The 22,048-nt window shown below is 67.3% G+C and carries 22 protein-coding genes, 7 tRNA genes and 1 riboswitch; of the genes, 18 read left to right on the top strand and 11 right to left on the bottom strand.

Annotated features, from left to right (window positions below; translation table 11 throughout):
• Position 1: 1 nt before the first annotated feature.
• The 9 genes from ribB to IEY43_RS01265 all read right to left on the bottom strand — a co-directional run bounded on the left by ribB (position 2) and on the right by IEY43_RS01265 (position 8,785).
• Entirely contained in the window at positions 2–1,255 is a 1,254-nt protein-coding gene (gene ribB, locus IEY43_RS01305) for a 3,4-dihydroxy-2-butanone-4-phosphate synthase (RefSeq protein ID WP_188946767.1), read from the bottom strand.
• On the bottom strand, positions 1,255–1,881 hold the full coding sequence (locus IEY43_RS01300) for a riboflavin synthase (protein WP_188946766.1): 627 nt from the start codon (positions 1,879–1,881) through the stop codon (positions 1,255–1,257). The genes ribB and IEY43_RS01300 overlap by 1 nt, the downstream gene beginning before the upstream one ends.
• Positions 1,882–1,974: 93 nt before the next feature.
• Entirely contained in the window at positions 1,975–3,015 is a 1,041-nt protein-coding gene (gene ribD, locus IEY43_RS01295; protein ID WP_188946765.1) for a bifunctional diaminohydroxyphosphoribosylaminopyrimidine deaminase/5-amino-6-(5-phosphoribosylamino)uracil reductase RibD, read from the bottom strand.
• A gap of 5 nt (positions 3,016–3,020) precedes the next feature.
• Positions 3,021–3,722 carry a nicotinamide riboside transporter PnuC gene (gene pnuC, locus IEY43_RS01290; protein ID WP_188946764.1) on the bottom strand — a complete coding sequence of 234 codons (702 nt, stop codon included), beginning with the start codon at positions 3,720–3,722 and terminating at the stop codon, positions 3,021–3,023.
• A 118-nt stretch (positions 3,723–3,840) separates the two neighbouring features.
• A riboswitch (FMN riboswitch) is annotated at positions 3,841–3,978 on the bottom strand.
• A gap of 41 nt (positions 3,979–4,019) precedes the next feature.
• Positions 4,020–4,682 carry a ribulose-phosphate 3-epimerase gene (rpe, locus tag IEY43_RS01285; protein WP_188946763.1) on the bottom strand — a complete coding sequence of 221 codons (663 nt, stop codon included), beginning with the start codon at positions 4,680–4,682 and terminating at the stop codon, positions 4,020–4,022.
• Positions 4,683–4,778: 96 nt separating this feature from the next.
• Entirely contained in the window at positions 4,779–6,341 is a 1,563-nt protein-coding gene (locus tag IEY43_RS01280; RefSeq protein WP_188946762.1) for an RsmB/NOP family class I SAM-dependent RNA methyltransferase, read from the bottom strand.
• Complete coding sequence (gene fmt / locus IEY43_RS01275) at positions 6,338–7,270, bottom strand: methionyl-tRNA formyltransferase (RefSeq protein WP_188946761.1); 933 nt, start codon at positions 7,268–7,270, stop codon at positions 6,338–6,340. Before fmt ends, IEY43_RS01280 begins: the two co-directional genes overlap by 4 nt.
• A gap of 3 nt (positions 7,271–7,273) precedes the next feature.
• Positions 7,274–7,837: a peptide deformylase gene (def, locus tag IEY43_RS01270; protein WP_188946760.1), complete on the bottom strand. Its 564-nt coding sequence runs from the start codon at positions 7,835–7,837 to the stop codon at positions 7,274–7,276.
• 102 nt (positions 7,838–7,939) lie between these two features.
• The gene (locus IEY43_RS01265; RefSeq protein ID WP_229777213.1) at positions 7,940–8,785 is read right to left on the bottom strand and encodes a 16S rRNA (guanine(1207)-N(2))-methyltransferase RsmC; all 846 of its coding nucleotides are present in this window, start codon (positions 8,783–8,785) and stop codon (positions 7,940–7,942) included.
• 192 nt (positions 8,786–8,977) lie between these two features.
• Here IEY43_RS01265 and IEY43_RS01260 point away from each other — a divergent pair.
• The 9 genes from IEY43_RS01260 to IEY43_RS01220 all read left to right on the top strand — a co-directional run bounded on the left by IEY43_RS01260 (position 8,978) and on the right by IEY43_RS01220 (position 11,508).
• A tRNA-Gly gene (locus IEY43_RS01260) sits at positions 8,978–9,050 on the top strand.
• Between the two features lie 54 nt (positions 9,051–9,104).
• A tRNA-Cys gene (locus tag IEY43_RS01255) sits at positions 9,105–9,175 on the top strand.
• Between the two features lie 26 nt (positions 9,176–9,201).
• Positions 9,202–9,273: transfer RNA gene (locus IEY43_RS01250), tRNA-Val, on the top strand.
• Between the two features lie 46 nt (positions 9,274–9,319).
• Positions 9,320–9,395 (top strand) — tRNA-Gly (locus IEY43_RS01245).
• A gap of 52 nt (positions 9,396–9,447) precedes the next feature.
• Positions 9,448–9,519 (top strand) — tRNA-Val (locus IEY43_RS01240).
• A 22-nt stretch (positions 9,520–9,541) separates the two neighbouring features.
• Positions 9,542–9,617 (top strand) — tRNA-Gly (locus IEY43_RS01235).
• Positions 9,618–9,635: 18 nt separating this feature from the next.
• Positions 9,636–9,711: transfer RNA gene (locus tag IEY43_RS01230), tRNA-Gly, on the top strand.
• Between the two features lie 213 nt (positions 9,712–9,924).
• Positions 9,925–10,143 carry an antitoxin gene (locus IEY43_RS01225; RefSeq protein WP_188946759.1) on the top strand — a complete coding sequence of 73 codons (219 nt, stop codon included), beginning with the start codon at positions 9,925–9,927 and terminating at the stop codon, positions 10,141–10,143.
• A gap of 174 nt (positions 10,144–10,317) precedes the next feature.
• Positions 10,318–11,508: a benzoate/H(+) symporter BenE family transporter gene (locus tag IEY43_RS01220; RefSeq protein ID WP_188946758.1), complete on the top strand. Its 1,191-nt coding sequence runs from the start codon at positions 10,318–10,320 to the stop codon at positions 11,506–11,508.
• Positions 11,509–11,529: 21 nt separating this feature from the next.
• Here IEY43_RS01220 and zapE read toward each other — a convergent pair whose 3' ends face one another.
• The gene (gene zapE, locus IEY43_RS01215; protein ID WP_188946757.1) at positions 11,530–12,570 is read right to left on the bottom strand and encodes a cell division protein ZapE; all 1,041 of its coding nucleotides are present in this window, start codon (positions 12,568–12,570) and stop codon (positions 11,530–11,532) included.
• Between the two features lie 209 nt (positions 12,571–12,779).
• On the opposite strand from zapE, the gene IEY43_RS01210 reads away from it, so the two are divergent.
• The 3 genes from IEY43_RS01210 to ybaK are packed head-to-tail and all read left to right on the top strand — an operon-like array spanning position 12,780 to position 14,676.
• Positions 12,780–13,694: a sulfurtransferase gene (locus tag IEY43_RS01210; protein ID WP_188946756.1), complete on the top strand. Its 915-nt coding sequence runs from the start codon at positions 12,780–12,782 to the stop codon at positions 13,692–13,694.
• A complete protein-coding gene (locus tag IEY43_RS01205; protein ID WP_188946755.1) occupies positions 13,691–14,131 on the top strand; it encodes a SufE family protein in 441 nt (146 codons plus the stop codon). Before IEY43_RS01210 ends, IEY43_RS01205 begins: the two co-directional genes overlap by 4 nt.
• A 41-nt stretch (positions 14,132–14,172) precedes the next feature.
• On the top strand, positions 14,173–14,676 hold the full coding sequence (ybaK, locus tag IEY43_RS01200) for a Cys-tRNA(Pro) deacylase (RefSeq protein ID WP_188946754.1): 504 nt from the start codon (positions 14,173–14,175) through the stop codon (positions 14,674–14,676).
• A 21-nt stretch (positions 14,677–14,697) separates the two neighbouring features.
• On the opposite strand, the gene IEY43_RS01195 is transcribed toward ybaK, so the two are convergent.
• Positions 14,698–15,921: an alpha/beta hydrolase gene (locus tag IEY43_RS01195; RefSeq protein ID WP_188946753.1), complete on the bottom strand. Its 1,224-nt coding sequence runs from the start codon at positions 15,919–15,921 to the stop codon at positions 14,698–14,700.
• A gap of 61 nt (positions 15,922–15,982) precedes the next feature.
• On the opposite strand from IEY43_RS01195, the gene msrB reads away from it, so the two are divergent.
• The 6 genes from msrB to IEY43_RS01165 all read left to right on the top strand — a co-directional run bounded on the left by msrB (position 15,983) and on the right by IEY43_RS01165 (position 21,938).
• Positions 15,983–16,405, top strand: a complete 423-nt coding sequence (gene msrB, locus IEY43_RS01190) for a peptide-methionine (R)-S-oxide reductase MsrB (protein WP_047119417.1) — start codon at positions 15,983–15,985, stop codon at positions 16,403–16,405.
• Positions 16,406–16,553: 148 nt separating this feature from the next.
• Positions 16,554–17,939, top strand: a complete 1,386-nt coding sequence (locus IEY43_RS01185) for a DUF6421 family protein (RefSeq protein ID WP_188946752.1) — start codon at positions 16,554–16,556, stop codon at positions 17,937–17,939.
• Positions 17,940–17,977: 38 nt separating this feature from the next.
• Entirely contained in the window at positions 17,978–18,724 is a 747-nt protein-coding gene (locus IEY43_RS01180) for an SDR family NAD(P)-dependent oxidoreductase (RefSeq protein WP_188946751.1), read from the top strand.
• A gap of 149 nt (positions 18,725–18,873) precedes the next feature.
• Entirely contained in the window at positions 18,874–19,935 is a 1,062-nt protein-coding gene (locus tag IEY43_RS01175; protein ID WP_188946750.1) for a threonine aldolase family protein, read from the top strand.
• A gap of 78 nt (positions 19,936–20,013) precedes the next feature.
• Complete coding sequence (locus tag IEY43_RS01170) at positions 20,014–20,652, top strand: DUF3000 domain-containing protein (RefSeq protein WP_188946749.1); 639 nt, start codon at positions 20,014–20,016, stop codon at positions 20,650–20,652.
• A 38-nt stretch (positions 20,653–20,690) separates the two neighbouring features.
• Positions 20,691–21,938, top strand: coding sequence for an HRDC domain-containing protein (locus tag IEY43_RS01165; protein ID WP_188946748.1), 1,248 nt, complete (start codon positions 20,691–20,693; stop codon positions 21,936–21,938).
• Positions 21,939–22,048 lie beyond the last annotated feature (110 nt).

Genomic DNA, 22,048 nt, shown 5'->3' with positions numbered 1-22,048 from the left:
CTCAGGCGCCGTGGTAGGCCTGGGCCTGGGCTTCGTCCTGCGCAGAGTCCTGCGGCAGGCCCAGCTGGTGGCCGAAGCGGGCCTGTTTGGTCCGCAGGTAGGCCTCGTTCTCGCGGCGCGGCGGCACCAGGCTGGGCACCAGCTCGGTGACCTGGATGCCGGCCTCGATGAGCTTGTCCCGCTTGTCCGGGTTGTTGCTCAGCAGCCGGATGGAATGCAGGCCCAGCTTGGCCAGGATCGCGGCGACCGCGAAGTACTCGCGCGCGTCGGCCGGGAAGCCCAGGTGCAGGTTCGCATCCAGCGTGTCCAGCCCGTGCTCCTGCAGCGCGTAGGCACGCAGCTTGTTGACCAGGCCGATGCCGCGGCCCTCGTGGCCGCGGATGTAGACCACGTGCCCGCCCTCGGCGGCGATGCGGGCCATGGCGGCGTGCAGCTGCTCGCCGCAGTCGCAGCGGTAGGAACCCAGCACGTCGCCGGTGAGGCATTCGGAGTGGATCCGCACCAGGTTGCCGGGGTCGGACCCCTCGGGGCCCCGATGGCTGAGCACCAGGTGCTCGTGCCCCTCGACGAGCGCGGCGCGGGCGGTGAAGTCGCCGAAGGCCGTGGGCAGCGCGACCGGGTCGGTCAGCTCGATCCGGTCGTTGATGCGGCGCCAGCGGGCCAGGTCGTCGATGGTGATCAGCGGCAGGCTGTGTTCCGCGGCGAAGACGCGCAGCGCGTCAAGCCGCATCATCTCGCCGTTGTCGTGGGTGATTTCCCCGATCACTCCGACCGGGGACAGACCGGCGGCGCGGCACAGGTCCACCGCGGCTTCGGTGTGGCCGCGGCGTTCGAGCACTCCCCCCGCGGCGGCGCGCAGCGGGAAAATGTGCCCGGGGCGGACCAGCTGCTCCGCGGTGGTCTCCGGGTCGGCCAGCAGCCGGCTGGTCAGCGCGCGGTCCGCCGCCGAGATGCCGGTGCTGATGCCGCTGGCCGCGTCGCAGCTGACGGTGAAGGCAGTGCCCTTGGAGTCCTGGTTGATGCCGACCATCGGGGCCAGGCGCAGCGCGTCGGCGCGGGCGGCGTCCAGCGGCACGCAGATCACCCCGGAGGTGTACCGGACGGTGAAGGCCATGAGCTGCGCGGTGGCGTGCTCGGCGGCGAAGATGATGTCGCCCTCGTTCTCGCGGTCTTCGTCGTCGACGACCACCACGGCGCGGCCGGCGGCCAGCGCGGCCAGGGCGGCGGGAATTGAATCAAAGGATGCGGCAGCCATTAGTTTCGACCTCCAAAGGCGTTCAGGCGGGCGACGTACTTGGCCAGGACGTCGACCTCGATGTTGATGCGGTCCCCGACCCGGCGGGATCCCATGGTGGTTTCGGCCAGGGTGATGGGAATGATGCCCACCTCCACCCAGTGCCCGCCGGCCGGGGCGTCGGCCGGGGAGACGGCGGTGAGCGTCAGCGAGATGCCATCCAGCGCGATCGAGCCCTTTTCCGCGGTCAGCGGGGCGTACGCGTCGGGCACCGAGATGCGGAAGGTGGTCCACTGGCCGTGGTCCTCGCGGGCCAGCACGGAGCCGACGGCATCGACGTGGCCCTGCACGACGTGCCCGTCCAGCCGGGCCCCGGCCGGGGTGCAGCGTTCCAGGTTGACGGTGGAGCCTTCGGCCAGCTGGCCGGTGGTGGTGCGCTCCAGCGTTTCGCCCATGACGTCGACGCTGAGCGTGTCCCCGTCCAGCGCGGTGGCGGTCAGGCAGACGCCGTTCACGGCCAGCGAGCCGCCCAGGCCCAGGTCCTGCGTATGGCCCGGGGCCTTCAGGGTGAGGACCGCGAGGCCCTTGCCTGGGTCGGTGGTGATGCCGGTGACGGTGCCGGTTCCGGTGACGATTCCGGTGAACATGATGGGTGGTTTCCTTCTCAGAAGTTGGCGGATCCGCGGGTTTTCGGGTACGGCGAGGCCGCCGCCGGTGCGCGGAAGGTGAGGCGGGGGTGTTTAGTGCTGCGGCAGCGGTTCCAGGTGCAGCATGATGTCGGGGCCGAGCCGGGCGAGCGTTTCGCCGCTGTAGGCGTCGATCCGGTAGGCGCGCGCGTCACCCAGGGTGCGGGTGCCGGAGAGGTTCACCGAGCAGTCCCCGGCGCCGATGATGATCGGCGCTTGGTAGCAGTAGATCTCGTCCGCCAGGTCGGCGGCGATGAAGGCCGAGGCGATGGTGGCCCCGCCCTCGACCAGCAGGTGCCCGTAGCCCAGTTCGCCGGCGCGGGCGATCAGTTCGCGCACGTCGCGCGTGCGCACCTGTTCCCAGTGCTCGTCGAAGGCCAGGGCCAGGGTGCCGGGCAGCTCGCGGGTGCCCATGACCAGCCGGTGCGGCTGGCGCGGCAGCGCGGTGCCGTCGGCGGCGCGGGCGTTCAGCCGGGGATCGTCGTGCACCACGGTGTTGGTGCCGACCACGATCGCGTCCACCCGGGCGCGCAGCGAGTGCGCGTGCGCCCGGGACTGTGCGGAGGTGATCCACTGGCTGGTGCCGTCCGGGGCGTTGATGCGCCCGTCCAGCGACTGCGCGGTCTTCACGGTGATGAACGGGCGGCCCTGCTCCTTGGCGCGGATCCAGCGGTGGTTCAGCTCGCGGATCGCGGAGATTTCGCGCGCCCGGCTGACCGCGACGCCGGCGGCGGCCAGGTAGCGAGCTCCCCCGCTGGCGTCGGTGTCGTCGCCCAGCGCGTAGTGCACCGCGCCGATGCCGGCCTCGGCGATGGCCGCCGCGCAGGGGCCGGTGCGCCCGGTGTGGTTGCACGGTTCAAGGGTGACGACCATGGTCAGCCGCGCGGCGCGCTCGCGGGAGATCCTGCCCAGCCGGCGCAGCGCGTCGATTTCAGCGTGCGGGGTGCCGGCGCCCTGGTGGTAGCCGGTGGCGATCAGCGAACCGTGCTCGTCGAGGATGCACGCGCCGACCAGCGGGTTGGCGCCGCGGTGGCCCCGGCGGGCGGTTTCCAGCGCGGTTTCCAGCGTCGCATCCAGCTGCTGTTCGGTGGCCATCGCGGTTACCGCTTGCCCTGGAGGGTCGGGTCGGGCAGCTCGGTTTCCACCGCTGGCTTGTCGCCCTTCTTGGCCCGGGCCCAGACGAAGAAGCCGATCAGCGTGAACGCGCCGTAGAACAGGTACATGAATGCGCTGGCGTAGTAGCCGGCGGAGAACAGCAGCGGCACGCCGACCGCGTCGACCGCGACCCAGATCAGCCAGAACTCAACCCAGCCCTTGGCCATGCCGAAGGTCGCCAGCAGGGAGCCGACGAAGGTCCAGGCATCGGCCCACACCGGCTCGTAGGAGCCCAGGATGCGGAACAGCGGGGTCAGCGCGATGGTGCCCAGCACCAGCGTGACGGCCAATCCCAGGCGGACCTTGTTCGAGGCCCATGCGGGGGTGACTGCGCTGCCGCTGCCGTCGCGGGCCTGCTTCCAGCGGTACCAGCCGAAGACGGAGACCGCGATGAACATGATCTGGCGTCCTGCCTGGCCCCAGAGGTTCGCGGCGTAGTCGGTGTCGAACAGGCTGCCCAGGAACACGGTCAGCAGCAGCAGGTTGCCGACGATGCCGACCGGCCAGGCCCAGACCTTGCGGCGCATGCCGCCCACGGCGCTGGCCAGCCCGAAGATGTTGCCGACGACCTCGCGCACCAGCAGCGCCGAGGAACCAACCGCAATTTGTGAATTAAAAGCTTCAATGAGCCACCGCAGGAAATCCATCTTTCCACCCTTCTCGAAGCGGCGGCTCCGGGGGTGTGCATTTGATGGACCTGCGGCGTAGGCCGAAGAATACGGCTCCGCTCAGGGAGCCGCCGGCAATACCGCAAGGCAAATCAAATTCGTGCTTCTCCCATCCAGACTTTAACTGTCGGTACCGGAATTCCACCGGCTCAACCGCTTCCTCGGCTTGTGGCTTTGGATGCGGGTCGCGGACTATCACCGCCGGTTCGGACTTTCACCGACCCCGGAGCACGTATTTACGTTTACATTCGTTATTGTTGCATACTTTGTGGCGCTTCAGTGCGCGCCGAGGGCAAGATTGCGTAATACGTCGATTTCCACCGACGGCTCGGGCGAGGCGTACACCGCGGAGCCGGCGACGAACACGTCGGCCCCCGCTTCCGCGGCGCGCAGGATGGTGTCGCGGGAGACCCCTCCGTCGACCTGCAGGGCGATGGGCCGGCCCGAGCCGTCGATGGCGGCGCGGGCGCGGCGGATCTTGGGCAGCACCAGGTCCAGGAACTTCTGGCCGCCAAAGCCCGGTTCGACCGTCATCAGCAGCAGCATGTCCAGCTCGCCGAGCATGTCCAGGTAGGGCTCGATGCCGGTGGCCGGGCGCAGCGCCATGGCGGCCTTGGATCCGGCGGCGCGCAGCTCGCGGGCCAACCGGATCGGCGCGGCGGAGGCTTCCGCGTGGAAGGTCACCGAGTCCACGCCCAGCTGCGCGTATTCCGGAGCCCAGCGGTCGGCGTCCTCGATCATCAGGTGCACGTCGATGGGCAGCTCGCTGACCTTGTGCAGCGCCTCGACCACGGGCATTCCCAGGGTCAGGTTGGGCACGAAGTGGTTGTCCATGACGTCCACGTGCACGCCGTCTGCGGTGTGGATGCGCGTCAGTTCGCGCTGCAGGTTGGCGAAGTCGGCGGAGAGGATCGAGGGGTGGATGCGCGCGGTGCTCAACGGGGGCTCCTTGGGTTCTGGCAGGGGCGGAAAGGTTCTTGATGCAATACTGCCAGCGTCCGGGCGGACGCTGGCAGTTGGTGACGCGGCGCGGTGCTATTCGGTCGGGGCGACCTTGGTCAGCAGCGCCATGAACATCGCGTCGGTGCCGTGCAGGTGCGGCCAGAGCTGGGCGGTGGAGCCCTCGCCCAGCGGGTGTCCGGCGGCCGGCGCGTCCTCGTACATCACCTTCGCGACCTCGGCGCCGGTGTCCAGCAGCTTGGCCTGTCCGGTGCGCTTGAGGAAATCCTCCACCACCAGGCGGGTTTCAGCCTGGTGCGGCGAGCAGGTGACGAAGCCGACGACCCCGCCCACGCGCACGGCGCTGAAGGCGGCGTCCAGCAGTTCGCCCTGCAGGGCGGTGAGCTCCGGGATATCGCGGGGGGCCTTGCGCCACCGCGATTCCGGTCGGCGGCGCAGCGCGCCCAGGCCGGAGCAGGGGGCATCGACCATGATGCGGTCGTAGTCGCCGGCGTAGTCTTCCCCGCCGTAGGCGCGGCCGTCCAGCTCGGTGACCATCCAGTAGTCGCGGGGCACCGCGTCCATGGAGTTCTCCACCAGCCGGGCGCGGTGCGCGGTGGGCTCGTTGGCGGTCAGCCGGGCGTCACGCTGCACGGCCAGCGCGCCGAGCAGCGCCGCCTTGCCGCCGGGCCCCGCGCACAGATCCAGCCAATAGCGGTCATCGCCATCGGCCGGCAGCTCGACGTTGGCCAGGGCGCGGGCCATGACCTGGCTTCCGGCGTCCTGTACGCGCACGGTGCCTTCACGCACCCCGGGGACCCGGGCCACGTCGCCGTGCTTGTAGGTGGCGGAGCCCTCCACCAGGGTTCCCGGCTCCGCGCCGTTCTCCATCGCGCCGTCCAGGTCCCCGAGGCCCGGCAGGGCCACCAGGTTAACCACCGGGGCGGCGTTGTCGGCCTGCAGCAACGCGGACAGTTCCCCGGCGTCGCGGCCGTGGGCGATCAGCGCGCCACGCAGCGCCCGAACTATCCAGTCCGGGTGCGAGTGCTCGATGGCCAGCTTCGCGGAGTCGTTCTCCGCGCCGGCCGTCAGCTGGGCGACCCACGCCGCGGGCTCCTGTTCGCTCACGCGGCGCAGCACCGCGTTGATCAGCCCCGAGGGGCCGGCGCCGATCTGCGCGCGGGCCAGTGAGACGGTCTCGTCCAGCGCAGCGTGCTTGGGCACGCGCATGGCCATCAGCTGGTGGGCGCCCAAGCGCAGCGCATCAAGAACCGCCGGGTCCAGCTCGGACAGCGGCCGGTCGACCAGCGTGGTCAGGATCGCGTCGTACAACCCCTGTCCGCGCAACGCGCCGTAGGCCAGTTCGGTGGCGAAGCCGGCATCGCGGCGGTCCAGCTGGTATTCGCGGATCAGCTTGGGCAGCACCAGGTTGGCGTAGGCGTCGGCGCCTGAAACCTCGCGCAGGGTCTTGAAAGCGACCAAGCGGGCCGGGTCCGCGCTGCGCTTGCGCTGGCCGGGGGCGGCCTGCGAGTACTGGCGCGGGCGTCCGCCCTGGCCGCGGTTGCGGGTGCGGCCGGACTCGCTGCGGCGCTGGCCGTCGCCCTGGTCCATGCTCCGGCGATCCCCGCGGGAATCCCCGCGCTGTTCATTGGCGCTCATGCGAAGCTCACTTCCGTTCCCTGGGCCAGCATGCCGCGGGCCCAGTCTGAGGCGTTCATCATCTTCTTGCCCGGGGGCTGGATTTGAGTTGGTTCAAGGGCCCACGTGGCGGTGCCGATGAGCACGGTGGGCTGTTTGCCCGGTACGATGCGCAGTTCGCCGGAGGCCAAGTCGGTGACGTCGCGGCGTTCGCGCAACGGACCGAACTTGTAGCGCTGCTCCCCCACGGCGCTCCAGGCGCCGGGGAACGGGGTGGTGCCGTGGGCTCGGCGGCGGATTTCGGTGGCCGGACGGCTGAAGTCCAGCTGTGCATCCACGTCGGTGATCTTCGGTGCGTAGGTGTGCGATCCGGTCTGGGGAACCGCGACGGCCCGGCCTGCATCCAGCGCCTGCAAGGTCTGCACCAGCAGCATCGAGCCCGACTCGCTGAGCCGTTCGAGCATGACGCCTGCGGTATCCAGTTCGTTGACCACCTCGGTCACCTGGCCGAAGACCGGGCCGGTGTCCAGCCCGGTTTCCAGCTGGAAGGTCACCGCGCCGGTGATGTCGTCGCCGTGGATAATCGAGTGCTGCACCGGCGCGGCGCCGCGCCAGTTCGGCAACAGTGAAAAGTGCAGGTTGATCCACCCGTGGCGCGGGACGGACAGTGCCGCTTGCGGAACCAGCCCGCCGAAGGCAACGATCGCTGCGGCGTCCAGGTTCAGCGCCTGCAACTGCTCGGTAACGTCATCGGTGATCTTGGAGGACTTGATGAGCGGCAGGCCCAGTTCCTCGGCGCGGGCGGCGACCGGCGAAGGGGTGAGCACGCGTTTGCGGCCCAGCGGCGCATCGGGACGGGTGAGCACGGCGGCGATATCGAATCCGGCCGCATGCAGATGATTCAGCGAGGCGACCGCGACCTGCGGGGTTCCGGCGAAAAGTATGCGCATGGACTACTTCCCCAATCCCGCGCCGAAGCTGGAGCCCAGCGACCCGGAGCGCTTGGCGACGGTCCGGCCGGCGGTCTGCGAGTAATCGGTGGCGCGAAGCTTGCGCCACGCCGCCTTTTTCTCCTCCGCCGGCAGCCGGTCCAGGAAGAGGATCCCGTCCAAGTGGTCCGTTTCGTGCTGCACGCAGCGCGAGAGCATGCCTTCGCCCTCGAGCACCAGCGGGTTGCCGTGCTTGTCGAAGCCGGTGGCACGTACATGGCGGCGGCGCGGAACGGGGGCGGCGATGCCGGGGATGGACAGGCAGCCCTCAACCTGGTCATCCTGGTAGTCCTCGCTCAGCTCGAGCACGGGGTTGATGATGTGCCCACGCTCTTCGCCGATCTGGTAGGTGAACACGCGCAGCGAAACGCCCACCTGCGGCGCGGCCAGGCCGGCACCGTCGACGTTTTCCATGGTCTGATCCATGTCCTCGACCAGCTTTTGGATTTCCGGGCCGAACTCGGTCACCTCCTGCGCTGGGGTGCGAAGGACTGGATCACCGATGATCCGAATTCCCAAAATTGCCATAGTGCTTCCGACTACCTTCTGTTGATTTCAGCGGATCGCCCGGTCCGGCCGCAGTTCTACCGCGGGAACCCAAGCCCATCCAGTCTACGCGGTCGGCACCGGCTACTGCTGAGGTGGTGGAGTGATTTCCACCAGCGTGGCCCGGGACCGTGCAATCTTGAAGGCGGCTTCCCAGTTGCGCCGCAGTGCATAGAACTTGGCCCAATAGTCGGGCATGGCCTCGGGAGGAGCCATAAAGGTCCGACTCCCGGTGGGGCCGAGCGCCACCGCGAGCAGCATGGTGTCCGAACCGTAGGGCCAGGGCTCCCATTGACCGGACTCCGCGTCGGCAACCTGCTCCTCCGCCTTGCAGGCTGCGGCGAGCTGCATGATCACCTTGTCATCGGGCCGTTTCACGAAGCCATCGCGGTCGCTGGTCTTGGTCTTGTAGTCAACCAGGCACTCCCTTCCTCCGATCCTCGCGACCAGGTCGATGGTGCCGGCGTAACCGATGCTTTGGTTCCATACGGTCACCTCCGCCGCCACAGGCTCTACCCGGTAGTCCCGCCACCAGTATTCGAAGTGCTCGGCGTAGTCCTGTTCACCGTGCGACTGCAGCAGCTGGCGCGCTGAGTCCACTTCATGGGGCTGGCCAAGCTCCGCCAGCGCCCACTGCTCTGCGTAATTGTGCACGCGGTCTCCCCGGGCGGCTGCCGCATCGCGGTATATCTCTGCCGCGGAGGCGGAATCGCGCACGAGCGATCTCATCCGGCCAGGTTCGGAGATCGACGAGGCAAGCCGTGCATCCTCGGACAAAGACTTGGCGGCCATATAGCCCGCCCAACCGGTGAGGTCGACATGGTCCATACCAATGATTGTCGTAATCGATGGAACCGTTGCCTCGCCGCCGACTCGTCGGCTGTACATGCGGCCGAGATCGGTCTGAATCGCTAATTTCGGTGACGTCATATACACGATGATTGCACCGCAGGTGGACACTTCACCCCTAGTCGCTGCACGTTTAGGAATTATTCCGCGTATTTCCGGGGGTTTTGAGCTTTGTGAACCAGATCTCAGCACTTCGATTTGGAAGCTTGGGAAAACTCGTATAGAGTTTTTACTCGTTGGAAAGAACGAAAACGTTCCGAAAACAACCCTTTTGCGGACATAGCTCAGCTGGTAGAGCGCAACCTTGCCAAGGTTGAGGTCGCGAGTTCGAACCTCGTTGTCCGCTCGCAAAAAGATGCACCGACTACGTAAAAATAGTCACCTGGCTTCGGCCGGATTTGGTGGGGTGGCCGAGAGGCGAGGCAGCGGCCTGCAAAGCCGTATACGCGGGTTCGAATCCCGTCCCCACCTCGCAATGAAGATTGCACATCTTTTTTGCGCGATTGGCGCAGCGGTAGCGCGCTTCCCTGACACGGAAGAGGTCACTGGTTCGATCCCAGTATCGCGCACGGAACTCGTAGTCCACCAGGCTACGAATTTCATAACTAAATATATGCGGTCATAGCTCAGCTGGTAGAGCGCAACCTTGCCAAGGTTGAGGTCGCGAGTTCGAACCTCGTTGACCGCTCCAAGAATTCATCGGTAAAATGATGATTCTGTCGGGATTCTTAACCGAATCTTCGGCGCGATTGGCGCAGCGGTAGCGCGCTTCCCTGACACGGAAGAGGTCACTGGTTCGATCCCAGTATCGCGCACTGGATACATGTATGTGTCCATGCGGTCATAGCTCAGCTGGTAGAGCGCAACCTTGCCAAGGTTGAGGTCGCGAGTTCGAACCTCGTTGACCGCTCCATAACTTCATACAAATCCTGCGGTCATAGCTCAGCTGGTAGAGCGCAACCTTGCCAAGGTTGAGGTCGCGAGTTCGAACCTCGTTGACCGCTCCAAATAATTTGGGACCCACACTTCGGTGTGGGTCCCAAGTTTCTTTATCAGCGAAAACTGCTATTAATTTACTACTCAGCCGTGACTTTCGCCGATCCTCTGCAACTCGGAAACATACATGTTCATTGTGCGCGCTACCCAACATGGATGTTGCATCCTATGATGGACCCAAGAGTTGAGGGCAAGAGGCCCTCCGTGTTGAAGGGAGGTGTCCATTGGCAGGTTTTAACGAGCTAAAGGGCAAGGTCGAAGGACTGGCACACAAAGCCGGAGAATTCGCGAGCCAGAACTCTGACAAGATTTCAGACGGCATCGACAAGGCCGGGGACTTCATCGACAGCAAAACCGGCGGCAAGTATGCCGACAAGGTCGATGGCGTCCAGGATGGAGCTAAGAACTTCCTGGGCAACCTCGGAAACAAGGATCAGGCTTAACGTCCAGTCGATAGATCTTTGGCCTTCCCCTAGGCACGTAGGAAAGCGCCACCCCAAGCGGGTGGCGCTTTTCTAGTTTTCCGGAGAAATGCCCACCGATCATATCGATCCCACATCTTGGTCACCGCATCGCCGGAATTTCCCACCAGGCTCTCGAGCGGATAGAAACTAAGCATGGGAAGCAACATCATCAGCCGTCCGAGTTTGCCACGCGAGGCAGTTCTCGCGGGATTCATCACCACCATGGTCGGTTTCACTTCGTCCTTTGCCGTCGTCATCACGGGGTTGCTGCAGGCGGGCGCGAGTCCCGCGCAGGCTTCCTCCGGCCTGCTCGCGCTGACCTTCCTGGTAGGCGCCGCTTCCCTGGTATTGTCCCTGAAGCACCGCCTGCCATTGACGATTGCGTGGTCCACACCGGGGGCGGCCCTGCTGGCAAGCCTGGCTCCGGGCAGTTTCACTTTCGCCGAATCCGTCGGCGCATTCATCGTCAGCGGAGTGCTGATCATGCTCACCGGGCTCGTCCCGGTGCTGCACCGGCTGCTGACCTCGATCCCGGTGCCTATCGCGCAGGGAATGCTGGCTGGGGTGCTGATTCCGCTGTGTCTGAAGCCGTTCACTGCGTTGGGCAGCATCCCGGTGGCGGCGGTGCTGATCCTGGCGGTGTTCCTGGCGGGGCTGCGTTTCCTGCCGCGCTACGCGGTGGCCTTGAGCATGCTCAGCGCCGTGGGCTACGGCCTCTTCTCGATCGGCCGTTCGCAGGCCTGGTCGCAAATCCAGGCGTTGCCGACGCTTGAATTCGTGGCTCCGGAATTTTCGTGGCAGGCGGTGGCGAGCATCAGCCTGCCGCTGTTCATCGTGACCATGGCTTCGCAAAACATCCCGGGTGTTGCCGTGATGTCATCCTTCGGGTTTGCCACCCCATGGCGTTCGAGCATGCTGTCCACCGGCTTCGGCAGCGCGGCGGGCGCATTCTTCGGCGGCCATGCGATCAACCTGGCAGCGATTTCCGCAGCCCTGTCGGCGGGCGAGGCCGGCGGCAAGGATCCCGGGCAGCGATGGAAGGCCTCGGCCTCCTCCGGGGTGTTCTACCTGCTGTTCGCGCTGGGGTCGGCGCTGGTCGCCTCCCTGGCAACGCTCTCCCCCGCCGGGCTGTTCGAGGCCGCCGCGGGACTGGCCCTGCTGGCGACCCTGGCGAACGCAATGCTCGGGGCCATGAAGGAACCGCGCTGGCAGCTCAGCGCCTTGGCCACGATGCTCGTCGCCGCGGCGAATGTGACGCTGTTCGGTATCGGCGGGGCCTTCTGGGCGCTGGTAATCGGGCTGTTAACGCACATCATCGCCGAGCAGGTCGCTGCTCGGCGATGATCTGGAAGTGGATGGCGCGGCTTAGAGCGCCGACTCGCCGATCTGGCCTTCGCGGGCCAGCGCGGTCAGGCGGGAGACGGCGCGGAAGTACTTCTTCTGGTATCCGCCGGCCATCATTTCCGGGGTGAACAGCTCGCTGAACGGCTTGCCCGAGGCAACGATCGGCACATCCTTGTCGTAGAGGCGGTCGGCGAGCACCACGAAGCGCAGGGCGATGGCCTGGTCGGTGATGGTGTCGACGTTGTGCAGCACCAGCGCGTCGGTTTCCGAGAGCAGCTGGCGGTAGCGCGAGGGGTGGACCTTTGACAGGTGGGCGACGAGGTCGGCGAAGTTGTCCACGGCCAGCGTCTTGTCCGGGTAGCGCTGTGCGGCGAAGGCTTCGATGTCGGCATCGTCCAGCGGCTGCGGCGCCTCGGGCAGGCCGCGGTGGCGGAAGTCCTCGCCCTCGACGCGGTGCACGTCGAACTGCTCGGAAAGGGTCTTGATTTCGCGCTGGAAGTCCACGGCGGCGAAGCGGCCCTCGCCCAGCGCGCCGGGCAGGGTGTTGGAGGTCGCGGCCAGCTTCACGCCGGCATCGGACAGCTCGCGCATCAGTCGGGACATCAGCACGGTGTCCCCCGGATCGTCCAGCTCGAATTCGTCGATGCAGACCAGCGAGTACTGGCTGAGCACGTCGACGGTCTGGCGGAAGGACAGCGCGCCGACCAGGTTGGTGTATTCGACGAAAGTGCCGAAGGCCTTGCGCCCCGGGGCCGCGTGCCACAAGGAGGCGAGCAGGTGGGTCTTGCCCACGCCGAAGCCGCCATCGAGGTAGATGCCGTTCTTGCTCTCCTTCTTCTTGCCGAACAGCTTGCCGAAGAAGGACCCCGAGGAGGACTTGCCTACCGACTCGGCGAAGGAGGTGAGCTTGTGGACGGCCTCGGTCTGCGAAGGCTGGTTGGGGTCCGGGCGGTAGGTATTGAAGGACACCTCACCGAAGCGGTATGACGGATGGAATCCGGCGAGCAGCTCGTCGATCGACAGCTGCGGGATGGTTTCGCTCAGGTGGGTGATCGTCGCCATGGGCTTCGTGGATCCTTCGGTTGAATGCGGTGATGTGCGGGCGCTCCGTGCGCAGCCCATCGGCCAGTTTACCTTGAATGACCCGGATAAACGGTGAAATGCCGCACCCCGCACGGTGCCATTGCGCTCGGAGCACTAGGCTAGGAGCAGAGCAAGCGATCGGCGGGGGCCTCCCGCCGCCCCGATACCGTCAAGGAACGTGATAGAAAATGCCTTTGCCCGTTGAGTCCAACGAGAAGTATGCAGCGTATGCCCATCCGGAACGGCTGGTCTCCACGCAGTGGGTCGCGGACAACCTGGGCGCCGAGAACCTGGTGGTGCTGGAGTCCGACGAGGACATCCTGCTGTACTCCACCGGGCATGTGCCGGGCGCGCTGAAAATCGACTGGCATACCGAGCTGAACGACGAGGTCACCCGCGACTACGTCGACGGCGAGGGTTTCGCCGCGCTGATGCAGGCCAAGGGCATCAGCCGCGAGAGCACCGTGGTGATCTACGGCGACAAGTCGAACTGGTGGGCGGCGTACGCGCTGTGGGTCTTCACCCTGTTCGGGCACGAGGACGTGCGCCTGATGGATGGCGGACGCGACAAGTGGATCGCCGAGGGCCGCGAGCTGAGCACGCAGAAGCCGACGGTGGCGCCGTCGCAGTACCCGGTGATCGAGCGTTCGGACGAGGCCATCCGCGCCTTCCTGCCGCAGGTGCTGGAGCACCTGGGCAACCCGCTGATCGACGTGCGCTCCGCCGAGGAGTACACCGGTGAGCGCACCCACATGCCGAACTACCCGGAAGAGGGCGCGCTGCGCGGCGGCCACATCCCGAGCGCCGCCTCGGTGCCGTGGGCCCGCGCCGCCGCCGAGGACGGCACCTTCCGCTCCCGCGAAGAGCTCGAAGCGATCTACCTGGACGAGGCCGGGCTGAAGCCGGGCGACGACGTGGTGGCCTACTGCCGCATCGGCGAACGCTCCAGCCACACCTGGTTCGTGCTCAAGCACCTTTTGGGCTTCGAGTCCGTGCGCAACTACGACGGCTCGTGGACCGAGTGGGGCAACGCCGTGGGCGTGCCGATCGTCCGCGGCGCCGAGCAGGGCGAGGTTCCAGCGAAGCGCGGGGTGCGCGCATGAGCACGATTCCCGCAGAACTGACCGAAATCATCGAGGAGTTCACCGAGGTGCCCGAGGCCGACCGCCTGGAGCTGCTGCTGGAATACTCCCGCGAGCTGCCCGAGCTGCCCGCGCGCCTGGCCGAGCACCCGGAGCTGTTCGAGCAGGTCGTCGAATGCCAGTCGCCGCTGTTCCTGGTGGTGGAGGTGTCCGACGCGGACGCGCATCCGGTGAGCCTGTTCTTCTCCGCTCCGCCGGAAGCGCCGACCACCCGCGGGTTCGCCTCGGTGCTGGCCGCCGGGCTGGACGGAAAGGACGCCGCCGCGATCCTGGCGGTGCCCGACGACATGCCGCAGCAGCTGGGCCTGACCCGCGCGCTCTCGCCGCTGCGCATGCGCGGCATGACCGCCATGCTGGGCCGCATCAAGCGCCAGATCGCAGAACAGCTCGCCGCCTAGGCGCGGCGCGCGCCACACCGCGAAGGAAGGTTCAAACGCCCGTGGGCAAGAAGAAACATGCGGCCTCCACCCCGGCCACCGCGGCCCTGGATGCCGCCGGGATCAGCTATGTGGCGCACAGCTACACGCACAGCGACGCGGCGGAGAGCTACGGCGGCGAGGCGGCCGAGCAGCTGGGGGTGCCCGGCGCCCGGGTGTTCAAGACGCTCATGGTCGCCGCCGGCGCCACCGCGGCCCAGGACCTGGCCGTCGCGGTGGTGCCGGTGGACAGCATGCTGGATTTGAAGGCGGTCGGCGCGGCGCTGGGCACCAAGAAGGTGCAGATGGCCGACAAGGCCGCCGCCCAGCGGCGCAGCGGCTACGTGCTGGGCGGAATCTCGCCCTTCGGGCAGCGCCAGCACTCGAGCACCGTGATCGATCAGAGCGCCCTGGAATTCGACACGGTGTTCATCTCCGGCGGGCGCCGCGGCTTCAGCCTGGAGATCGCTCCGCTCGATGCCGCGCGAGCCACCGGAGCCATCTGGGCGCCGATCGCCGCCAGCTAGGCGATCAACCGCGGCGGTCGGCTACCTGTTCGTATTCGCGTCAATGCGCGCGGCGAGGAAGTCGCTGACCGTTTGCGCGAACCCCTGTGGATCCACGTTCGGCTCCCTGGTATGGCCGGCAAGGGTGAAGGTCTTCAGGCTGACCAGGTCCGGGCGCAGCGCCGCCAGCTTCAGGCTCGGCCCGTTGGGCACGAACTGGTCGTCCCTGCTGTGCATGAGCAGGATCGGGTGGGACAGCTCGTCGGCGCGGTCCACCCAGTTCAGCCGCTTCAGGTTCACCGGTGCGGCCTGCCCGGTGATCCAGCGCCCGGCCTCGTTGGACAGCAGCCACTGGCCGAACCGCCCGACCGACTGCGGGATCTTGTTCGCCCGCGCCTGGTGGGAGAGCACGTCGACCCAGTTGATCACCGGCCCCACCAGCATCAGCGAATCCACCCGGTCGGCCAGGTCCGAGCGGTCGGCCATCTGCAGGCTGATCGCCCCGCCCATGGACCAGCCCAGCAGGATAACCTGCCGGGCGCCGCGCGAGGTCGCGAAGTGGACCGCGGCTTCGACATCCAGCCATTCGGTGTCGCCCAGCCCGTAGCGCCCGTCGGGGGCGGTCGGCGCCAGCCCGTCGTTGCGGTAGCTCATCAAGAGGGTGCTCACCCCGGCTTTGGCTAGGGCCGGCAGCGCGCGGATGGATTCGGTGCGGCGCGCGCCGCGGCCGTGCACCCCGATCACCCAGACGTCCTTGTTGCTGGTCCCGGGCACCAGCCAGGCTGGCCCGTCGCCCACGTCGAGGCTGACTGCCACGTCTTCGGCCTCGAAGCCCAGATCCGAGGGGTGCTCGTACATCGCCCCGGAGAGGTAGCCGCGTTTGACCCCGTCCAGGCTGCCGCGGTAGACCTGCTCGATCTGCCGGGCCACGATCTTCGGTTTGCCCGCGACATCCTGCGGAGCCGACAAACGCACCGCGCAGGCATCGAATTCGGCCAGGAAGGTGCACCCGCCGGGTTCGGCGGTCTCCGCGTCGCGGGCCAGATGCATCCACAATTTGCCCTGAGCGTCGGTGGTGATCTCGCGGATGACCGCGTTCGAGGCGCGCCGCTCCTCCGGGGTGACCACGCGCCGGGCGAAGTACCCGGCCAGCGCGGAAACGCTGGCGGCCACCAGCGAACCTGCCGCGACTCCCAGACCGGCGCCGATCAGGGTCGCGGGAACTGTCTTGCGTGGTTCGAGCTTGTCGACGATTTTCCGAGCCATGTTTTCATCTTTGCAGATGGCGTGTTGGGAATCATCACGCCCCGGAGGTAGTTTCCTAAGTATGAACGAAAACCAGAACACCGAAGACCGGAACCCCGCCGAGATCGATTGGCGCCAGGTTCTCTCCCCCGAAGAATTCCACGTCCTGCGACAGGCCGGCACCGAACGCCCGTTCACCGGCGAATACTGGGACACGACGACCGAGGGCGTGTATTCCTGCCGTGCCTGCGGCTCCGAACTGTTCGCCAGCACCACCAAGTTCGACGCCGGCTGCGGCTGGCCCTCGTTCTTCGCACCGCTGGCCGAAGACCGCGTCCGCTACATCACCGACGAGTCGATGGGGATGAAGCGCGTGGAGGTGCGCTGCGCCAACTGTGATTCGCACATGGGCCACGTGTTCGAGGGCGAGGGCTTCGGAACCCCGACCGACCTGCGGTACTGCATGAATTCGCTGAGCTTGAAGCTGCGCGAAACGCAGGGCTAAACAGTGCTCAGCGTGAAGCGACGCAAGTCACCCCAAGAATAAGCATTGCTTATTCACCGAGGAGTCAGGATTACTTTTCCTTTCGATGGGCGTAGCGTTCTAGTTAAGCAACTGAACGCTGCCCTACCGAAGAAGAAGGTGTATCTCAATGACCCAGATTTCCGCAGAACCACGGCCAACCAGCCCCTCCGACGCCCGCCGCATCGCCGAGTCCGACGCATGGCTTGGACTCAAGGCCGCCGCCACTGAATTCCAGGGTCTGCAGCTCAAGGACGGCTCCGTGGCCGAGCCCGAGCAGCGCGTCCGCGCCGGCGAGCTGGTCGACACGATCGTCGACTCCATCCAGACCCTGCGCGGCTTCTTCGCGCACGAGGCCGACTACCTGGACAAGCTCGTCGCAGACCTGAGGCGCTGGGCCGAGCAGGGCTTCGGCGTGCCGGACTTCCTCGATTCGCTTATGGAATTCCAGCCGCAGACCCAGCGCGTGGACGGGCTGATGCACCTGGTGCTCTTCCCGATGTACACCCAGAACGGATCCACCAACCGCCACCTCGAAGCGGTGCTGGTCCAGGTGATCTGGCCCGAGTTCATTTCGCAGCTCGAGGCCGGCGAGTACTCGAACAAGCTGTTCGTGCCGCTGCGCTTCATCGACTTCACCGCCGGCTACGACACCAACTCTGCGGTGCTCTTCCCCGAGTCGGTCGCGATCCGCGAGACCCCGTCGTTCACTTGGGGCGCGATCTTCCAGGACCGCGAGGCAGCACGATTCCGCAAGGTGCTCAAGGCCGCCGCGCAGATCACGAACCTGGAACTGCCCGCCGAGGCGGCGCGCCTGCTCGAGGACCAGCCGCTGGCTGAAGAGGCGTTCATCATGTGGGATTTGATCCATGACCGCACCCACATGCGCGGGGACCTTCCCTTCGACCCGTTCATGATCAAGCAGCGTATGCCGTTCTTCCTGTACTCGCTGGAGGAGCTGCGCTGCGACTTGACCGCATTCCGCGAATGCATGAAGATCGCCGCGGATCCCTCAGCGGACGAAAAGACCGCGAAAATGGCCGCACTCGTGCAGTACGCGGTGATCTTCGACCGGATCTTCCGCTTCGCGATCACCGGCTCGCGCGTGCGCAACTATGACGGCCTGGGCGGCCAGCTGCTGTTCGCCTGGATGCACCAGCACCACGTGCTGCACTGGACCGACACCAAGCTGCGCATCGACTGGGCCGAGGTGCCCGCGGTGGTCGCCGCGCTGGGCGAGAAGATCGACGAGCTGTACTGGAAGTCCATCGACCGCCCGAAGCTGGCGCACTGGCTGGCCGCCTACGAGCTGGTTTCCGCCACCGTCACTCCGCACCCGGCTTCGGTCTGGGCCAAGGGCCCTCAGGCGCTGCCGCTGACCTCGCCGCTGCGCGAGATCACCGACCAGGTGATGGACGACGAGTTCCCGCTGTCCATGTTCTACGAGGCGCTGTCCAAGAAGATGACCGCGGTCATCGAGTCCACTCGCGGCATGACCGGCGCTGACCGCATCTAGTCGGCCCTTTTCAGGCCCGCTTGATTTAGGCTAGGTACGTGAGCGAACAAACATTGGACCAGAAGCAGCAAGGCCGCAAGGCCCCGGTGGTTCTCATCGCCGGGGCCACCTCGGCATCCGGCATCGCCTGCGCGAAAGCGCTGATGGAGGCGGGAGCCAAGGTGCTGGCCATCGGCAGCGATGCGGATCGGCTAGTGGAGCGCATGCCGCGCGGCGTGCTGCGCTACCAGTGCGATCTTGCCTACCACCCGGCGGTCGAGCACCTGCGCGACACCATCCACGGCCAGCACGGCCCGATCGACGTGCTGCTGCACCTGGTCGGCGGCTGGCGCGGCGGCAAGTCGATCGCCGGGCAGAGCGACGAGGACTGGGACTTCCTGCACGAGTCCGTCATGACCACGCTGCGCAATACCAGCCGCGTGTTCGTCGAGGACCTGGTGGCCTCCGAGGCCGGGCGGCTGGCGATCGTCAGCTCCGAATCGGTGGTCAACCCGACCCCGTCCAACGCGAACTACGGCGCCGTCAAGGCCGCCGCGGAGCACTGGGTCAACGCCGTGGCACGGCTGTTCAGCAAGCAGGCGCCGCAGGCCTCGGCCTTCAGCTGGGTGGTCAAGGCGCTCAGCGACAAGCCGGCGGACCAGGCGCCCGAGGGGCACACCCCGGTCGAGTTCCTGGCCAAGGCCGCGGTGGACGCGCTGCGGCCCGACGCCGCGAAGCTCAACGGCACCCGCGTCGCGCTGCCCAAGGCCGGCGCGAAGGCCAAGCCCGCGGCGCCCAAGTCCTAGCCTGCGCATGCCTGCCCGCAGCCGCTTCCGGCGGCGGGCAGGCGTCCTGCCGCCACCGGCGCGGAACACGGCCCACCGGCCGATGTGCCGCGCCCACCATTTTCCCCGGCCCACCGGCCGGCCCCGACCTGCAAAGGATCTCCCCCATCATGACCTTCAGCCACGACACGGCATTGCGCGGATTCGCCTCGGACAACTACTCGGGCGTGCACCCGCGGATCCTGGCGGCCATCGAGCGCGCCAACGGCGGCCACCAGATCTCCTACGGGGAGGACCAGTACACCGAGCAGCTCGATGCGCTGGCGCGCGAGCTGTTCGGCGAGCAGGCTGCGATCTTCCCGGTGTTCAACGGCACCGGCGCCAACGTCACCGCCCTGCAGTCGCTGCTGCCGCGCTGGGGTGCGGTGATCTGCGCCTCCAGCGCCCACATCAACGTGGACGAGAACGGCGCCCCGGAGCGTGTGGGCGGCTTCAAGCTGCTGCAGGTGGACACCCCTGACGGCAAGCTGACCCCTGAATTGATCGACCAGCAGGCCTGGGGCTGGGGCGACGAGCACCGGGCGCAGCCACTGGCCGTGTCGATCACCCAGGCCACCGAGCTGGGCACGCTGTACACCCCCGAGGAGATCAAGGCGATCACCGCGCACGCGCACCAGCTGGGCATGAAGGTGCACCTGGACGGCTCGCGGCTGTCCAACGCCGCCGCCTCGCTGGGGGTCGAGCTGCGCGAGCTGACCACCGACGCAGGGGTGGACATCGTCTCGCTGGGCGGCACCAAAAACGGCATGCTGCTGGGCGAGGGCATCCTGACCCTGCGCAGCGAGCTGGCCGCCGACATGAAGTACCTGCGCAAGATGAACATGCAGCTGGGCAGCAAGATGCGCTTCATCTCCGCGCAGCTGATCGAGCTCTACGGCACCGGGCTGTGGCGCGAGCTGGCAGGGCATTCGAACGCCATGGCCGCGAAGCTGGCCGCCGCGGTGCAGCGCATCGACGGCGTGGAGCTGGTCTACCCGACCCAGGCCAATGGCGTGTTCGCCCAGCTGCCCACGTCGGTCAGCGACGAGCTGCGCCAGCACTTCCGCTTCTACGACTGGGACCGCGCCGCCGGCCAGGTGCGCTGGATGTGCTCTTTCGACACCACCGAGGCCGACGTGGACGCCTTCACCGCGAAACTCGAAGAACTGATGGGCCAGTTCGCGACCGCCTAGCTTCGAACCCCCAGTTGGCCCCCGGCCGACCGGCGCGCCGTACCGCACCAGCGGTGCGGCGCGTTTTAGACTCTGACTGTGACCAATGAACGCCCTGCAGCCGCCACCCCGCCGGCCTTCGCCAAGGCCCTGGACGAGTTGTCCCGCGCCACGGTGCGCAAAGAGCTTCAGTTCACCGAAATCCCGGCCCCCGGACGCCTCGCCCCCTTCGCCCTCGCCCTGAGCGGCGACGTGCTTGAACACGCAGGTCCCAGCCACGGTCGCCTCGGCAAGGAAATGGGCCGCACCCCCTTCCTGCAGCCGGCCGAGCAGCTGGCCACCGGCCGCTTCATCCTGCTCTACGACCCGGCCGGGCAGCAGCTGTGGAACGGCAAGTTCCGCATCGTCACCTACATCCGCGCCCGGCTTGAAAACGACATGGGGCAGGACTCCATGCTCGCCTCGGTCGCCTGGAGCTGGCTGGAGGACGCGTTGTGCGAACGCGGCGCGGCCTACCATTCGGCCGGCGGCACCGCCACGCGCGTGATCTCCGAATCCTTCGGCAACATGGCCGGGGAACAGGACCACATCGACATCGAGCTGCGCGCCTCCTGGTCCCCGGAATCCGAGGATCTGGGGGTGCACCTGAGCGCCTGGGCGGACATGGTCTGCACCTTCGCCGGGCTGCCTCCGCTGCCCGAGGGCGTGCAGCAGCTGCCGCGCCGCCGCCTGAGCTAGCGCCGAAGTTCCCCGCGCGGTCTTAGAATGGAATCACCATGAGCAATTCCCAGCCGACCGCACCGTCATCCGCCTCCGACGACTCGCAGCCTTCCGCGCCGCCGCTGATCCCAATCACCGCGCCGCGCGACGGCGTGCCCGAAGTCATCGACACCCCGCCGGCGCTGCGCCGCGCGGTGCGCGCCCTGCGCGCAGGAACCGGCGACCTGGCGGTGGACACCGAACGCGCCAGCGGCTTCCGCTACGGCCAGCGCGCCTTCCTGATCCAGATCCGCCGCGAAGGCGCCGGCACCTGGCTGATCGACCCGGAAACCCTGGATGACCTGTCCCCGCTGGTCGAGTTCGCCAACGAGCAGCCATGGATCCTGCACGCCGCCACCCAGGACCTGCCCTGCCTGAACGAGCTCGGCCTGGCCCCGACCTCGCTGTTCGACACCGAGCTGGCCGGGCGCCTGGCCGGGTTCCCGCGCGTTTCGCTGGGCACCATGGTCGCCGAGCTGCTGGGCCTGGCGCTGGCCAAGGAGCACTCCGCCGCCGACTGGTCCACCCGCCCGCTGCCCGAGTCTTGGCTGACCTACGCGGCGCTGGACGTCGAGGTGCTCGAAGAGCTGCGCCAGGAGATCACCGGCGTACTCGAGGAGCAGGGCAAGCTGGAGTTCGCCCGGCAGGAATTCGCCTTCGAGCTGATCCCGCCGCAGGCCGTCGAGGTGGCCGAGCCGTGGCGCAAGCTCTCGGGCATCCACAAGATCAAGAGCAAACGCAATCTGGCCGTGGCCCGCGAGCTGTGGCTTTCGCGCGAATCGCTGGCCAAGAGCCGAGACGTCGCCCCGGGCAGGCTGCTGCCTGACCGGGCCATCATGGCGGCGATCGAGCACCGGGCCAACTCGGTGCCGGCGCTGCTGCAGATCCCCGGTTTCCACGGGCGCAGCGTGAAGCGCGACGCCCCGCGCTGGCTGGATGCGGTGCAGCGCGGACGCAGCACCCGCGACCTGCCCGAGCTGCGCACTGACAAGACCGGGCTGCCCAACCCGCGCGCCTGGAGCGAGAAGAACCCCAAGGCCGCGGACCGGCTGGCCGCCGCCAAGCTGGTGGTGGCCGAGGTCAGCGAGGCCTGGAACATTCCCGCCGAGAACCTGCTGACCCCCAAGTTCCTGCGCGAACTGTGCTGGACTCCCCCGGCGGTGCTCAGCGAGGGCTCCATCGACGAGGCTTTGAGCACGCTGGGCGCCCGCCCGTGGCAGCGCGAGTTGCTGGCCGGCAAGCTGGCCGCCGCGCTGAAGGCCTAGCCGAAATTCGGGCCAGGCCGCGTCCGGCCCGCGGGCCGCACCATTGAATACCGCTGCCGCATGCAGCACCCTGCCGCCGAGCCCTCGGCGCGGGTGCCGCATGCGGCTTT

It is taken from the genome of Glutamicibacter protophormiae (genome assembly GCF_014647495.1).
Classification (GTDB): Bacteria; Actinomycetota; Actinomycetes; order Actinomycetales; family Micrococcaceae; genus Glutamicibacter; species Glutamicibacter protophormiae.
Note: the sequence above shows the minus strand (reverse complement) of the source record. Positions and strands in the feature narration are given on the sequence as shown.